Genomic DNA, 12,642 nt, shown 5'->3' with positions numbered 1-12,642 from the left:
CGACAGGCGTTCCACTGCTGTCGGGTGCGGCTTGGTGTCAGGCGTCTTTTACGGGTTGGCAGGGGTGTTGTCGCTACAACATCGCCAGCCGTACGGTACGGTCAAAACAGCCATTCAGGCGCGCTTGTCGCGAATGGCGCAGTTGATATCGGAGACGATGTGCCCGTCCGCCAGCTTGATGATCCGGTCAGCCAGCTGGAAGTACTGGTCGTCATGGGTAATGATCAGCACCGTCTTGCCGCGCCGCTTGAGGTCGGGCAGCAGTTCTTCGTAGAAGAACTTCTTGAACGGCGGATCCTGGTCGGCGGCCCATTCATCGAGCACGTAGACCGGCCGGTCCTCCATGTAGGCGCATACCAGGGCCAGGCGTTTCTGCTGACCGTAGGACAAAGCCTTGAGGGTCGAATAGCCGTGCCCTTCGATCTTGATCTTGTCGGCCAGCCCGAGGGTTTCCAGGTACTTGCTCGCCAGTGTGGGGTTGCCGTCCTCCTCGTCGGGACCGATCAGGCGATTGAACAGGTGGAAGTCAGAGAACACTGCGGAGAACAGATCGCGGTAGTCACTGCGACTCTCGTCGGTGATCGTCAAGCCGTCGAGCAGCACCTCGCCGCTCTGCGGGATGTAGAGCCCGCATAACACCTTGGCCAGGGTGCTCTTACCGCAACCGTTGCCGCCAACGATGTAGATCAATTCACCCGCCTGTACCGTCAGGTCGATAGGGCCCAGGGAGAAACCGCTTCCAGCATGCGGGTCCTGATAATGCATCCGCACGCCCTTCAACTCGATGCTGTCCCAGGTCTTCTTGTGCTCGAGCAGATGCACCTTCGGTGCTTCGACCGCAACGGGCTCGGGATGTGGATCGTTGATCGCGAAACCGAATTCCGCGAGCCGGGTACAGGCGACCCGGCCCGCCGCCAGCACCGGCATCGCCCCCACCAGCAGCGACAGCGGCCCCATGATGTAGAGCACCGCCAGCACACTGGCCGTCATCACCTTGGGATCGACCGTGCTGACCAGCGGCGCGGCGAACAGCAAGCAACCGATCAGCAACGACAGAGTGAACTGGCCCACGTTATCGGCGGCGGTGTACCACAGCCGCTCGACGAAGTTGTAGCGGGCCACCCGGGTCGAGGAAGCCTCGATGGCGGAGCGGCCGAACCAGCGACGACGAATGCCGTTGAGCTTCAGTTCCTTGAGACCGAACACCAGGGCATGGGTGTATTCGTTGAACGCGGTGAACTCGTCCCGAACCCGATTGGTGGACCTCACGCCGCTGGCGAAGAAGAACAGGTACAAGCCCACGCCCAGGATCATCAGCGAAACCGTCAAGGCCAGGACCACCCATGACAGGTACGCCAGGTAAGCGATACCGAACAGGAAGACCGTCGTCTCTACCAGCACCGTGGGCATGACGATCAGCGTCGTGTTCAGCTGCGGGATGTCGTTGGTCAGCATGGTCAGCACGTTGGGCGGGCCGCGCCGGTCCACCTCTTCCAGGGGCGTCGCGAGGATCTTGCGACACAGCGCGATGCGCAACCGGGTCATGATCCGCATGCTGGCGTAGGCCGGGAACAACGCGGCACCGTTGCGCAGGATCAGCGCGGTGGCACTGAGCCCGACAAACAAATACAGCGCCTGCATGCGATCGCCGTCATTGTGGATGGCCTGGTTGATCACACTCACCACCGCGATGGACGCGACCCCGCTGATGACACCGCAGATCAAGGTGAAAAACGTCAGCCAGGGATGGTTGCGCCACAACAGGCGCATGACCGAACCCGGCTTGGGCTTCTTCTCTTTCTGGTTTTTCATGGGTTGCTATCCTCGAATGAACTCGCGATATGGCTCAGGCCGGCTGCCAGACGTCGCCCCTGGCGGTCATCTCGCCCATCGCCACCACAATCAGGCGCGGTTCCTCGTAAGGATCCCGTGCGTGGGCGGCCAGCATGTTGTCGAGCATGACCACGTCGCCCTTGCGCCAGTCGAACCTGACGGCGCAGGCCTCATAGGCGTCGCCGACCAGGGCCATGACCTCGTCCTCGATCGGTGTTCCATCGCCATAACTGACCATGCGCGGCAGACGGTCGGCACCGAACATATCGAGCAGGTCCTCGCGCATGTCTTCGCCGAGACAGAACGGATGGTGCAACTGCACCTGATTGAAGAACGCCGCCTCGCCGGTCTGCGGATGACGGATCACTGCCGGGCAGAGGGTGCGCACTTGCAAAGTGTCGCCGTCGAGCCATTCGAAAGCGGTGCCCTGTTCCCGGCAGCGTTGTTCGACTGCGCTGCGGTCGGTGGTGCCGAAGAACGCTTCCCAGCTCGGCTCGACGCCGGCGGTGAAGGTGCGGCTGTACGTCAGCCCCTTTTGTTCGAAGCGTGCCACCACCTCGGCAGGCAGGTGCCGCAGCACTTGCCGGATGTCCGCCAGCGGCGTCGCGCCGCCAACCCGTGAAGGCTGTTCGCAATAGAACCATTGCTTGCGCGGCCAGCTTTCCAGGTGCGAACTCTCGTTGTGGTAGAGGATCATTTCCCGTTCGGGATAAGGCGTGGAGCGATAGACGTTACGTCCGCCCTCCTTCTTCGGCAGATCGCCGTAACTGCCATGCAACCCGGGGGACAAGGCTTCGGCAAATGCCTCGAAGGCCGGCACCGAGGCCAGCTCGAAGCCGCGAAACAGCACCGCGCCATGGCGGCACAACAAAGCCTCGATGGCCTCGCGATGGGTGGCGGCCCATGCCGACGGATCCAGGCCAGGGGCGATCGCTTCGATCACCACGGGCAAACTCAGGCCATCGGCGAGCAGCGACAATCGGACCTGCCCCTCAACTCCCTGACCGGGCCAGGAAAGCGAATCCGCCATCCCGTCATCGCTCATCACGGGCGAAGCGTTAGTTTGAAGACTCATGCATCACTCCTGAACCACGGATCCTCGGATCCACGTCGTACGGGGCAAAACCAATGCGCCCCACTGTCGGGCAAGGATAAAAACACTGATCCAGGGTGATGTCTGGCACCGCAAACCGGGACACACCTGGTTACACCATCGCTCGCAGCGCATCCCAGGACGGTTTGTCCCCATTTCCCGCGACAGACGCAGGCACAAAGTCGGTGCTGAAATGCGGCAGCTGCGAATCGCACAGGCGCATCAGACGATCCCGTGGGCCGCAGTGACGTCTCGAGTGCAACGGTTTTCGCAAACGCGCAAATACGCTGCACCTGGCATTCAACAGGAGCGTTAGTCATGCCGATTAAGAACACTGGCGGATCGGTTAACCCCGCGCCAGCCCCCCTCACGCCCGGTGCATTCCTGCATGAGATTTTCATCGCCCGGGCCCGTGAATTTCCCCAGCGAACGGCGGTATCCGACGCCACTCGCTCGCTGAACTATGAACAACTCGACGCCGTTTCGTCGCAGCTGGCCGCCAGACTTCGCCAGGAAGGCGTCAAGGACGGCATGCTGGTCGGGATGTGCCTGACGCGCAGCGTCGACCTGGTCATCAGCCTGCTGGGCATCCTCAAGGCCGGTGGCACCTACGTCCCGGTCGACCCGCAATACCCCGGCAAGCGCGTCGAACACATCGTGCGCGACAGCGGCCTGAGCCTGATGATCGGCGAGCCCGCCGAGCTGGCGCAGAGCCCGTCCGTGCGCGTGCTGCCCCTGGCCGAGTTGCTGGCCGGCCCGGCGCTGGAACTCAATGGCGATGTCGACCGCCGCAACCCCGACCAGGCACCGGCCTACGTCATCTACACCTCCGGTTCCACCGGCGAACCCAAGGGTGTGCTGGTGGCCCACGCTAACGTCAGCCGCCTGCTGGAAAGCACCCAGCGCGAATACGCTTTCAACGAGCACGACGTCTGGTCGATGTTCCATTCCATCGGCTTCGACTTTTCGGTCTGGGAAATCTGGGGCGCATTGGCCCACGGCGGCCACGTTGCCGTAGTGCCTTACGATGTGTCGCGCTCGCCATCCGCCACCCGTCAATGGCTGGTCGACCAGGGCGTGACCGTCCTGAGCCAGACCCCATCGGCCTTCCGTGGCCTCGATGAAGCCGACCGCCAGGCCAAGGCGCCGCTGGCGCTGCGCTACGTGGTGTTCGGTGGCGAAGCATTGCCGGCCACGGTGCTGCGGCCCTGGGTCGAACGCCATGGCGACCAGAAGCCTGCGCTGATCAACATGTACGGCATCACCGAAGCCACGGTGCACACTACCTTCAAGCGCGTGCTGGGCCAGGACCTGGAAAGCGCCGCCATGGTATCGATTGGTACTCCGCTGGACGGCTGGCGCCTGAACCTGCTCGATGCCGACCGGCAACCCGTGCCCCAGGGTACCGCCGGTGAACTCTACATCGAAGGCGCTGGCGTGGCGCTGGGTTACCTGAACCGTCCGGCCCTGAACAGCGAGCGTTTCGTGCAACTGCCGGGGACCTCCAGCCGCGCCTATCGCACCGGCGACCTGGTGGTACTGGGCGATGACGGCGAGTACCGCTACGCCGGTCGTTGCGATGAACAACTGAAGATCCGCGGTTTCCGCATCGAACCCGGCGAGGTCGAAGCCTGCCTGCAGAGCAGCCCCGCCGTGGCCGCCGCCCATGTGGCCGGCCACGATTACGGCGACGGCGACTGGCGCCTGGTCACCTACGTGGTGCCGACCCAGGGCGTGAATGCCTGGACCGAACAGACCCGCAGCGAAGTCGCCGCGCTGGTGGCCGCCAACCTGCCGGACTACATGCGTCCTTCTGCCTACATCGCCCTGGCGCAACTGCCGGTCACTGACCACGGCAAGATCGACAAGAAACGCCTGCCCTCGCCCGAATCCGTAGAAGCCACCGTACAACACACGGCCGACAGCCTGACCGAACAAGAGCAATTCGTGCTCAAGGTCTGGTCGCAAGACATCGGCCTGAAGAACATCGGCCTGAACGATGACTTCTTCGACTTTGGCGGCACCTCCCTGGCACTGATCCGCTCCCTGAGCACCTTCAAGGCCCATTACCAGGTCAACCTGGACCCCGGTGTGCTGGCCAACGGTGCAACCGCCAAAGTGTTGGCCGAATGCATCCAGCGCTCCCTCGTCCAAGCCCATTGACCGAAAAGGAAAAGCCCATGAGCAAGAAATTCGCCTTGACCCCGGAAGAACGCGCGTCCTTTGAGAAGAACGGTTTCATCGGTCCTTTCGACGCCTATTCACCCGAAGAGATGAAAGAAACCTGGAAGCGCACCCGCCTGCGCCTGCTCGACCGCAGTGCCGCGGCCTATCAGGACCTGGACGCGATTTCCGCCGGCACCAACATCGCCAACTACGATCGCCACCTGGACGACGAATTCCTCGCCGGCCACATCTGCCGTCCGCAGATCTGCGACCGCGTCGAAAGCATCCTCGGCCCGGACGTGCTGTGCTGGCGTACCGAGTTCTTCCCTAAGTACCCGGGTGACGAAGGCACCGACTGGCACCAGGCCGACACCTTCGCCAACGCTTCGGGCAAGCCGCAGATCCTCTGGCCGGAGAACGAAGACTTCGGCGGCACCATCACCGTCTGGACCGCGTTCACCGACGCCAACATCGCCAATGGTTGCCTGCAGTTCATTCCGGGCACCCAGAACAGCATGAACTACGACGAAACCAAACGCATGGCCTACGATCCCGATGCCAACAACAGCACGGTGGTCAAGGATGGCGTGCGCCGCGGTTTCTTCGGCTACGACTATCGCCAGCTGCAAATCGACGAGGACTTCAAGCCTGACGAATCCGCCGCCGTACCGATGCAGATGAAGGCCGGCCAGTTCATCATTTTCTGGTCGACCCTGATGCACGCCTCCTACCCCCACAGCGGCGAGTCCCAGGACATGCGCATGGGCTTCGCCTCACGCTATGTACCGTCCTTCGTGAAGATCTACCCGGACTCCGAACACATCGAGGAGTACGGCGGTCGCATCAGCCTTGAAAAATACGGCGCGGTCCAGGTAATCGGGGACAAGACCCCGGAATACAACCGCCTTGTCACCCATACCACCCGAGGCAAGAAATTCGAAGCGGTCTGATCTTTCAGTGCCATAAGACAGTGGCATGCGCAACGTGCCTGACAGGAGTCCCCAATCCATGACTATTTCCACCGACGCAGCTACGCGCCTGTGTGAGACCGTGAGGATGCTTAGGCACCTTGCCATCCATCTGCCCGATCCCATTTGCCTGAGCTTTATCGCTCAGGCAAATGAGCCGCCACCCGACCAGGCCTCCCCCAGCGTGAGAGCCACGGAGCGGGCGGTCAGCGCCACCTTCGCACGCATCGGCGTCAAAGCCGTGCAGTACGTGCACGATGGCGAGGCGCAGCTGTCGTCCTTCGAGATGTTTATCAGCAAGAAAATCTGCCAGGCGCTGGATTTCTCCTATGACCACTTCGACGCGTTCGAAAGTGTCAGGGATTTCGGGCGCCTGGTCAGACACTTCGATTTCAGTGGTTCGGTGCCCGAGGTTGAAACCGTGCACCTGATCACCCGCGACAACGTCGCGTTGTCGGTGCATGCCAGCACCGATCACAAGCGCCCGGCTATCGTCCTGGCGCTGCCCTGCGGCATGCCGTTCGACCTGTGCCGCGACTGGTTCAATGCACTGAGCGAGCGGTTTTTCGTGGTCACCTGGGAAACCCGTGGGTTGTTCGGCTCCTGTACCTCGTTCGACCAACTCTCCGTGGACACCGACGCCCAGGTCGGCGACCTGATCAACGTGATGAACCACTACGAGCTGCCCAGTGCACACCTGATGGGCATCTGCGGCGGTGCGGTAATCGCATTGAGCGCCGCCGCCATCCACCCCGAGCGGGTGAACTCCCTGAGCCTGTGGCATGGCGACTACAACCTGGGCGACAACAGCCTGCGCACCGCCCATCAGCAGAACTTCGAATGGCTGATGGAATCGGCCGCCGTCGACCGCAACGAAGCCAGCGACTTGCAAGCGTTGTTCCTCGACCAGGCGACACTGGCGACCATCCCCGACTCGATCGCCCATGCGGCGCTCTACCCTTACGTCAACGAGGAGCTGTTCTACCGTTATGCACGGCTCAACGACGCGCTGAACAAGACCGAGCTGCAATCACGACTGGAACAGATCAGCGTGCCGACCCTGGTGGTCGCCGGCGACGCCGACGACACCACCCACATCGGTGGCTCCCAGCGCATTGCCGAATCCATCAACGATGCCATGCTGCACGTGGAGCGCAACGGCAGTCACCTGGCGTTCTTCGAATCGACCCAACGCTCGAAACAGACTGCCTTCCGCTTCCTTGAATCGACGCTGGAATCAGTCGCCGTCTGAAGCCTTTGGTCTCAGGATCTGGGCAAAGCCCTGCGAACGGTGCCGCCCCTTCAGGTCGGCACCGTGTGGTTGAATAGGCGCACTCTGCTCAAGACGGGTTGACCACGCTCCGACTCTTGCCATCGACATGACGCAACGGCAGAGCGCGGTAATCCAAGCCATCGATACAGCACGCGTTCACGCTGAGGACCTCAGGATTGCTGCGACGTCGGTGGTATACATAGATACCGCATGTAGCGCAGAAGTAATGCTGGGCCACGCCGCTGTTCCAGCGATACAGACGAAGGATTTCCTGACCACGGGTGATGCGAAAATGCTCGCGTGGAACCGTGGCCATCAACGCATTACGCTTGCTGCACAGCGAACAGTCGCAACTGATCAATTCTTCAAGCTCGGCCTCAAAAGCGAAGCCAACCGCTCCACAGTGACAGGTGCCCGTGTAGTTCATCGTGGGTGTGTCTCCGTTGTCAGTGAGTTTGCAGTTTTATCGTAGTGGATTACACACTGTGCTGCGCGGGGGGATAAACCCGAATCTTTCATTGCATCTTCAATAGCTGGATCGTCCCGGGATGCTGATGAAGAACTTGCAGGCATAGAAAAGCCCCAATACCCCACGGTACCGAGGCCAGACGCCTGCACAAGCAGGATCTATAGACCTGCTGAGCCATTCGCATTTGGGGGCTGACTGACATTACACTCCAGGTTGGATATCAATCCCAGGCGGCCTTGAGTGAAAAATTCAAGGAAATCTATGGTGAAACACCAGGGCGGGTGCGGCGTGAGATGTAAACTCTCCCTGCGAGTCCTCGCTTGGCCGCTCTATTTCTAATGGACTACCTATGCACCACCGCATCCATGCTGCTTATCATCAAGCAAAATGTAACCGTAGCAGCTGTGCCTGGCTGTTTATCGACGACCTGCCTATCGAGGAGTGGCTCGCCAGTCACCTCGAAGATCCCGATCTCGACAGGAATGGTCTTTCATTGATGTGGTTGCTGGACGAGGAGGAAGACGCCCTCGCCCAACGGCGTTTCGCGCCCGCCGAAGACGGCACGTCGACACCGGTACCGCTGCTGGTCTGCAGCGATGACATGGACTTCGATTGCTTTGTACTGATGACAGAACAGGTGATTGACGGAGAGACCTTGCACTGGCGCCGCTTTGGGTTGAGCGTTTCCCGCGGTCTGGAGGTTGGCATCACCACTCGGTGGGACGCCGAAAAGCGCCCGATCAGTTTTTCTCTGGTGGAGTTTCGCACGGCGCTGGAGGACTTCTACAGGCTGATGAAGGCTTGAAGGGCTAATGACAGCCGCATACGGCAAGTGGTATCCCATTCTTGGGCTCGTCCTGGAGTCGTATCTGTCCCTTCGTTGCTGACAACGATCCTGCAATACCAGCAGAAATGAATCGGGTTCAGGAGAGCCCGAAGATCGGATTGAGCGTACGCCTTTTGGCAAGGCAGCCAACCTCTACGGACTCTATCGAGGAATGTTTGTAATGACCCACCATCACAACGACTTGAGGGTTGACTTCATAGAGGCGCTCAAAGAAGTCTCAGCGCTGATGTCCAGCGCATACGAGCAACTCGACCCTGTACCGAATGATCACGCGTTAGCTCAAGCTGGATTAGAAAATGGCTGTGAAATCGTTCTGGACTATGTAGATCACAACGAAGCCAGAGTCGCGTTCGAACACCTGCTTTACATGATTAACGAGCCACCGCTTGTTGTTTCTGAACACTGCAAAAAAATTTTAGCCAGGATCGCAAAGACCTTGGGAGTGCAATCCATGGGCACAAAAGTGGGCTCGCATGAGGAACAGCTATTAATTGGAAGCAGGCCCAGCTGATCGCCAGACAGGGTGTCACAACCGTGTCCGCCGGCTCGACTCATTCGCGGCTGGCATTACATGCGTTATCCCGGGGGGCGTTCACCTGTCTACTAAGGCCAAGGAGCAGCAATGACGAGACAGTCAGAAGGAAGCGGGTTATTTCCAGCCTGGGTACACGACAATCTCGCCGTGCCTGAGACACTGGGTTTTACAGCCTGGGTTCGCGTCTGGACGGAGCTTGGGGTCAGATGCGCGTCGCCAGAGACGCACGAAAAACTCATTCGACACTACGACGAGCCACACCGCGCGTACCACAACCGCAATCACTTGGCCGAGTGCCTCCAGGTGCGCCGACTCGTCAACGCTACCTGCCAAGCCCCCGCCGAAGTCGACCTCGCGCTGTGGTTCCACGACGCGATCTACGACCCCCTGCGCAGCGACAACGAACTGCGCAGCGCCCAATGGCTGGACGAGGTGGCCCGTGCTAGCGGCCTGGGCGACGAAACGCGCCGCAGGCTTTACGACCTGGTCATGGTGACCCGACACGACAGTGCCCCGCAGTCGTTAGAAGAGGCGGTGTTGGTGGACACGGATCTGGCGATCCTTGGGGCATCGTTCGAGCGGTTCGAGGAGTACGACCAACAAGTCCGCCGCGAGTACCTGCATGTGCCGATGCCTGTATATCGCCGGAAGCGACGCCAGATCCTGGAGGGCTTTCTAATGCGCGAGCGCATTTATACAACCGCACCCTACTTCGACGCATTCGAGCAGCCGGCACGCGCAAATCTTGCACGTGCCATTGATCGCCTTGACTGAAATCAAATCCATGCAGCAGCAAAGGGTATCCCCTTCTCTGTCACCTGACCATGATGACAGATTAAGTTCTACTCCCACAGCTGGACCCTGGGGCACGGACGCCCGGCTAAGTATGCTGTACAGAGATTCGCTTTCGACCGAAGATGCCCCTCGCGGATGGCAACAACCGGCCAGGAGCAGCCACTCGAACCAGGTTTTACCTGCCCGGTATGAGGTATTAAAAACAGCTATGACCCTTTCCAAAGACGACTTCATAAAACTAATCCACGTCGACCCCACGAAGGCTGTGTATGTTGACTGGATAAACTCTCGCGATGCGGCGCCTGGGGATATCGCAGTTGTCAAAGAAACTTTTAGTACGGAGTCCGGACTCATCGTCCGTCTATTGTGCGAGCCCCGATCAGGCTTTCAAGAATGGTACTCCACATTTCATGAAGCAGATTTGACCTATGAGTTGTTGCTCATAAAACCAATTCACGATGACTAAGCTTGAAAATCCGTTTCGGGTTGTGGATTCAAGACAAATAGAAAACGGTCAAAAGCCAACGTTCGTGAACGGGCGTTCTCGAGCGTTTCTGTTGAAAAAGTCGGCGTTTGGATTCAGTCTCTTCTACAGAGCCGATCCATAACGACCGTTCCATCAGAGTTCCGAACACCATAACGGCCTTAACAAACGGAGCCCCGAATATGAATCATGAACTTTGGCAGGAACCTGATGGCTGTCAGACCTTTTGTCTAGCTGGTGCTCAAGGTGATGGTGCGCGTGCGCTTATGCATTCAGAAGCGAAGCTTGTTTGGGAGGTCGAGGCTGAAAGTCATTTTGAAGCGATGGCTAAATATTATGCGCACATGCAGTGGGGCGAATACCTGACGGACTTTCCCGAACAAGACAAGACTTCCTACAGAAAACTGGGTTGGGAATGACCAGTCTAGAGCCGGATAAAGCTGCGGAACTTTCTTTATTTGATATCCACTTGACATGGTCTGCTTTAGGTCGACTTTGCTACAGAATAGAGTTCCTGTGTCATCTACGGCAAAATCACTCCACCGGCCAGCGGGAAGATTACGCGCATGATGGGATAGTTATCGAGTAGGCAGGAACGACTGTTGCACTCGTTCGATGTGGCGAGTAGATCTCCGGTGGTGATTTAGCCTCGGCCGTTTGCTGGTGGTCTGGTGGTACCAGCCTCACTAGCGGTTCGGTAATTCTAAATCCGTTGCTTCCCCGAGACCTTCCGCAATACGCAACTCAAGGTTGTCAAATCCGAGTCTTTTTTCTGGTTCGGGCTCAGCCTTCAGTATTTCGTATGCTTGAGCCAACCAAGTTGAGGCCGCCGCCTTCTCTCCGGCCTCGTTAAGAATGGCTGCAAAGTACACTCGGCTCAGTATTTGTCCATTCAGATTCTTTGAATAGTTTTTTGCAATGATGGTCGGCATTAGATCCATGACTAGCTTGGCGAGCCTTTCCTCACCATGGATCCTGGATGCGTGGACTAGTTGGGCTAATACCTCAGCGTCATATTGGCTGTAGGTACGTTCCTCCAGCCGCAAATACTTAGCCGCGGCCTTCGCGTAGGCACTTGAGGCATCTGCATTCCGGCCCGTCCTAACATAGGCCCGGCCGATAAATAATTGCAGCTTTACATACGCGGAGTCGATGTTCACTAGCCTGTCGACCATATCGCTGGCCTGTCTGATATCGCCGTTAGCAACCGCCGTACGGATGGTGTACGCCAGGCTGTCGGTTCGAGGCGAAACGTAGAGAGTGTCGCGCATGCCTTGGGTAAGATCCTCTGCCTTGCCGTAGTCCCTGTGACGAGCGTAGTACCGCGCCCATTCCATCGGCGTGTGTTTCTGCGGCGTGATTATTGCGGCCATCTCGGTCCGGTCATTCAGTAACGCGACATTGACCATTCCCGTCCTGACATTAGTCTGCTGCCATTGAGGCAGGCGGTAAACGCGTTGCTCAGCCGCCTGGAGTGCTTTTTCCAGCCCTATTTCGTCACCCGCTAATCCAAGCAACTGCGCCAGGCTGAGGTATATATAAGGGTCGTCGTCACCCTGAGTTGCTTTGGCGAACGCGACAAGGTCTTGAGCTAAAGCTGAGGCCAGAGGAGCGTTTTCGCTGATTGCCAGATCCTCAAGTATACGTCTGGTGTAATCACGGTTGCCCCGAGCATCAGCCATAGCTTTTCGGCAAATACCGATGGCTCGTTCGGGCTTGCCGAGATTCGCCCACGCCAGCGCAATACTTACTTGCTGGTCTGGAGAGGTGGCTGCCCGGAGCGCTTCGTCGAGGATGTGAGTGCGCTGAGTGTCTGTGAGCCCTTTGCCTTTTTCCGCGATGACCCTCAGAACATAGGATTTACTATTTCGGAAGGGTTCATCGGCGCGGGCAATGGCTATATCAGTAAAGCCGGATCGAGCCAGGGAGATGGCAATGTCCGAACTTGGACGTCTACTCCAAGCGAAGTCATAGATCTGGATTCCCGCTGCAGTCCAAGCGCCGCGTTTGATGAGTTGCGGCACTTCCTCATCCGCGTGGACGTTGACAGGAGCCCACAAAAAGAATGACGCGATCAGAATTCGAATAAGCATCAAGGCCGCTTAGTTTGGGGAGTGGGCACAGAGTAGCCGTGCTGAAATGTCACAGAAAGCTTGTTCGCCCTCTGTCGATCACTACA

The 12,642-nt window shown here is 58.8% G+C and carries 11 protein-coding genes and 1 pseudogene; 8 read left to right on the top strand and 4 right to left on the bottom strand.

From position 1 onward, the window contains the following. Positions 1 to 114: 114 nt before the first annotated feature. Together LOY67_RS13015 and LOY67_RS13010 are read right to left on the bottom strand one after the other, a co-directional pair. Entirely contained in the window at positions 115 to 1,812 is a 1,698-nt protein-coding gene (locus tag LOY67_RS13015; RefSeq protein WP_265067557.1) for a cyclic peptide export ABC transporter, read from the bottom strand. A 34-nt stretch (positions 1,813 to 1,846) separates the two neighbouring features. Then, on the bottom strand, positions 1,847 to 2,908 hold the full coding sequence (locus tag LOY67_RS13010) for a TauD/TfdA family dioxygenase (protein ID WP_265067556.1): 1,062 nt from the start codon (positions 2,906 to 2,908) through the stop codon (positions 1,847 to 1,849). Between the two features lie 336 nt (positions 2,909 to 3,244). Here LOY67_RS13010 and syrB1 point away from each other — a divergent pair, with 336 nt between their 5' ends. Genes syrB1 through syrC form a run of 3 tightly spaced genes read left to right on the top strand, consistent with a single transcriptional unit; the run spans position 3,245 to position 7,312 of the window. Beyond that, the gene (syrB1, locus tag LOY67_RS13005; RefSeq protein WP_265067555.1) at positions 3,245 to 5,089 is read left to right on the top strand and encodes a syringomycin E biosynthesis L-threonine--[L-threonyl-carrier protein] ligase SyrB1; all 1,845 of its coding nucleotides are present in this window, start codon (positions 3,245 to 3,247) and stop codon (positions 5,087 to 5,089) included. Positions 5,090 to 5,106: 17 nt separating this feature from the next. Further along, positions 5,107 to 6,042: a syringomycin E biosynthesis L-threonyl-[L-threonyl-carrier protein] 4-chlorinase SyrB2 gene (syrB2, locus tag LOY67_RS13000; protein WP_265067554.1), complete on the top strand. Its 936-nt coding sequence runs from the start codon at positions 5,107 to 5,109 to the stop codon at positions 6,040 to 6,042. A gap of 58 nt (positions 6,043 to 6,100) precedes the next feature. Beyond that, entirely contained in the window at positions 6,101 to 7,312 is a 1,212-nt protein-coding gene (syrC, locus tag LOY67_RS12995; RefSeq protein ID WP_265067553.1) for a syringomycin E biosynthesis aminoacyltransferase SyrC, read from the top strand. Between the two features lie 88 nt (positions 7,313 to 7,400). Here the strand turns inward: syrC and LOY67_RS12990 are convergent, their stop codons facing one another. Continuing rightward, positions 7,401 to 7,760, bottom strand: coding sequence for a GFA family protein (locus tag LOY67_RS12990; protein ID WP_265067552.1), 360 nt, complete (start codon positions 7,758 to 7,760; stop codon positions 7,401 to 7,403). A gap of 199 nt (positions 7,761 to 7,959) precedes the next feature. On the opposite strand from LOY67_RS12990, the pseudogene LOY67_RS12985 reads away from it, so the two are divergent. The 5 genes and pseudogenes from LOY67_RS12985 to LOY67_RS12965 all read left to right on the top strand — a co-directional run. Beyond that, positions 7,960 to 8,101: pseudogene (locus tag LOY67_RS12985) on the top strand (helix-turn-helix domain-containing protein); the annotation flags it as partial. Positions 8,102 to 8,151: 50 nt separating this feature from the next. After that, complete coding sequence (locus LOY67_RS12980; protein WP_265067551.1) at positions 8,152 to 8,607, top strand: hypothetical protein; 456 nt, start codon at positions 8,152 to 8,154, stop codon at positions 8,605 to 8,607. Between the two features lie 202 nt (positions 8,608 to 8,809). Then, entirely contained in the window at positions 8,810 to 9,160 is a 351-nt protein-coding gene (locus LOY67_RS12975) for a hypothetical protein (RefSeq protein ID WP_265067550.1), read from the top strand. Between the two features lie 111 nt (positions 9,161 to 9,271). Then, entirely contained in the window at positions 9,272 to 9,958 is a 687-nt protein-coding gene (locus tag LOY67_RS12970) for a hypothetical protein (RefSeq protein WP_265067549.1), read from the top strand. A 687-nt stretch (positions 9,959 to 10,645) separates the two neighbouring features. Further along, positions 10,646 to 10,882 carry a hypothetical protein gene (locus LOY67_RS12965; protein WP_265067548.1) on the top strand — a complete coding sequence of 79 codons (237 nt, stop codon included), beginning with the start codon at positions 10,646 to 10,648 and terminating at the stop codon, positions 10,880 to 10,882. 267 nt (positions 10,883 to 11,149) lie between these two features. On the opposite strand, the gene LOY67_RS12960 is transcribed toward LOY67_RS12965, so the two are convergent. Beyond that, on the bottom strand, positions 11,150 to 12,556 hold the full coding sequence (locus tag LOY67_RS12960) for a hypothetical protein (protein WP_265067547.1): 1,407 nt from the start codon (positions 12,554 to 12,556) through the stop codon (positions 11,150 to 11,152). Positions 12,557 to 12,642 lie beyond the last annotated feature (86 nt).

Origin of the sequence: Pseudomonas sp. B21-056 (assembly GCF_026016325.1) — a bacterium.
Taxonomy (GTDB): Bacteria; Pseudomonadota; Gammaproteobacteria; order Pseudomonadales; family Pseudomonadaceae; genus Aquipseudomonas.
The sequence above is the reverse complement of the archived record's forward strand: the minus strand, read 5'-3'. Positions and strand labels throughout refer to the sequence as shown.

What these genes read in the sequence shown, in the direction of transcription:
- LOY67_RS13015 (WP_265067557.1), bottom strand. Translation starts at nt 1,812, where the DNA reads ATGAAAAACCAGAAAGAGAAGAAGCCCAAGCCGGGTTCGGTCATGCGC.
- LOY67_RS13010 (WP_265067556.1), bottom strand. Translation starts at nt 2,908, where the DNA reads ATGAGTCTTCAAACTAACGCTTCGCCCGTGATGAGCGATGACGGGATG.
- syrB1 (WP_265067555.1), top strand. Translation starts at nt 3,245, where the DNA reads ATGCCGATTAAGAACACTGGCGGATCGGTTAACCCCGCGCCAGCCCCC.
- syrB2 (WP_265067554.1), top strand. Translation starts at nt 5,107, where the DNA reads ATGAGCAAGAAATTCGCCTTGACCCCGGAAGAACGCGCGTCCTTTGAG.
- syrC (WP_265067553.1), top strand. Translation starts at nt 6,101, where the DNA reads ATGACTATTTCCACCGACGCAGCTACGCGCCTGTGTGAGACCGTGAGG.
- LOY67_RS12990 (WP_265067552.1), bottom strand. Translation starts at nt 7,760, where the DNA reads ATGAACTACACGGGCACCTGTCACTGTGGAGCGGTTGGCTTCGCTTTT.
- LOY67_RS12980 (WP_265067551.1), top strand. Translation starts at nt 8,152, where the DNA reads ATGCACCACCGCATCCATGCTGCTTATCATCAAGCAAAATGTAACCGT.
- LOY67_RS12975 (WP_265067550.1), top strand. Translation starts at nt 8,810, where the DNA reads ATGACCCACCATCACAACGACTTGAGGGTTGACTTCATAGAGGCGCTC.
- LOY67_RS12970 (WP_265067549.1), top strand. Translation starts at nt 9,272, where the DNA reads ATGACGAGACAGTCAGAAGGAAGCGGGTTATTTCCAGCCTGGGTACAC.
- LOY67_RS12965 (WP_265067548.1), top strand. Translation starts at nt 10,646, where the DNA reads ATGAATCATGAACTTTGGCAGGAACCTGATGGCTGTCAGACCTTTTGT.
- LOY67_RS12960 (WP_265067547.1), bottom strand. Translation starts at nt 12,556, where the DNA reads ATGCTTATTCGAATTCTGATCGCGTCATTCTTTTTGTGGGCTCCTGTC.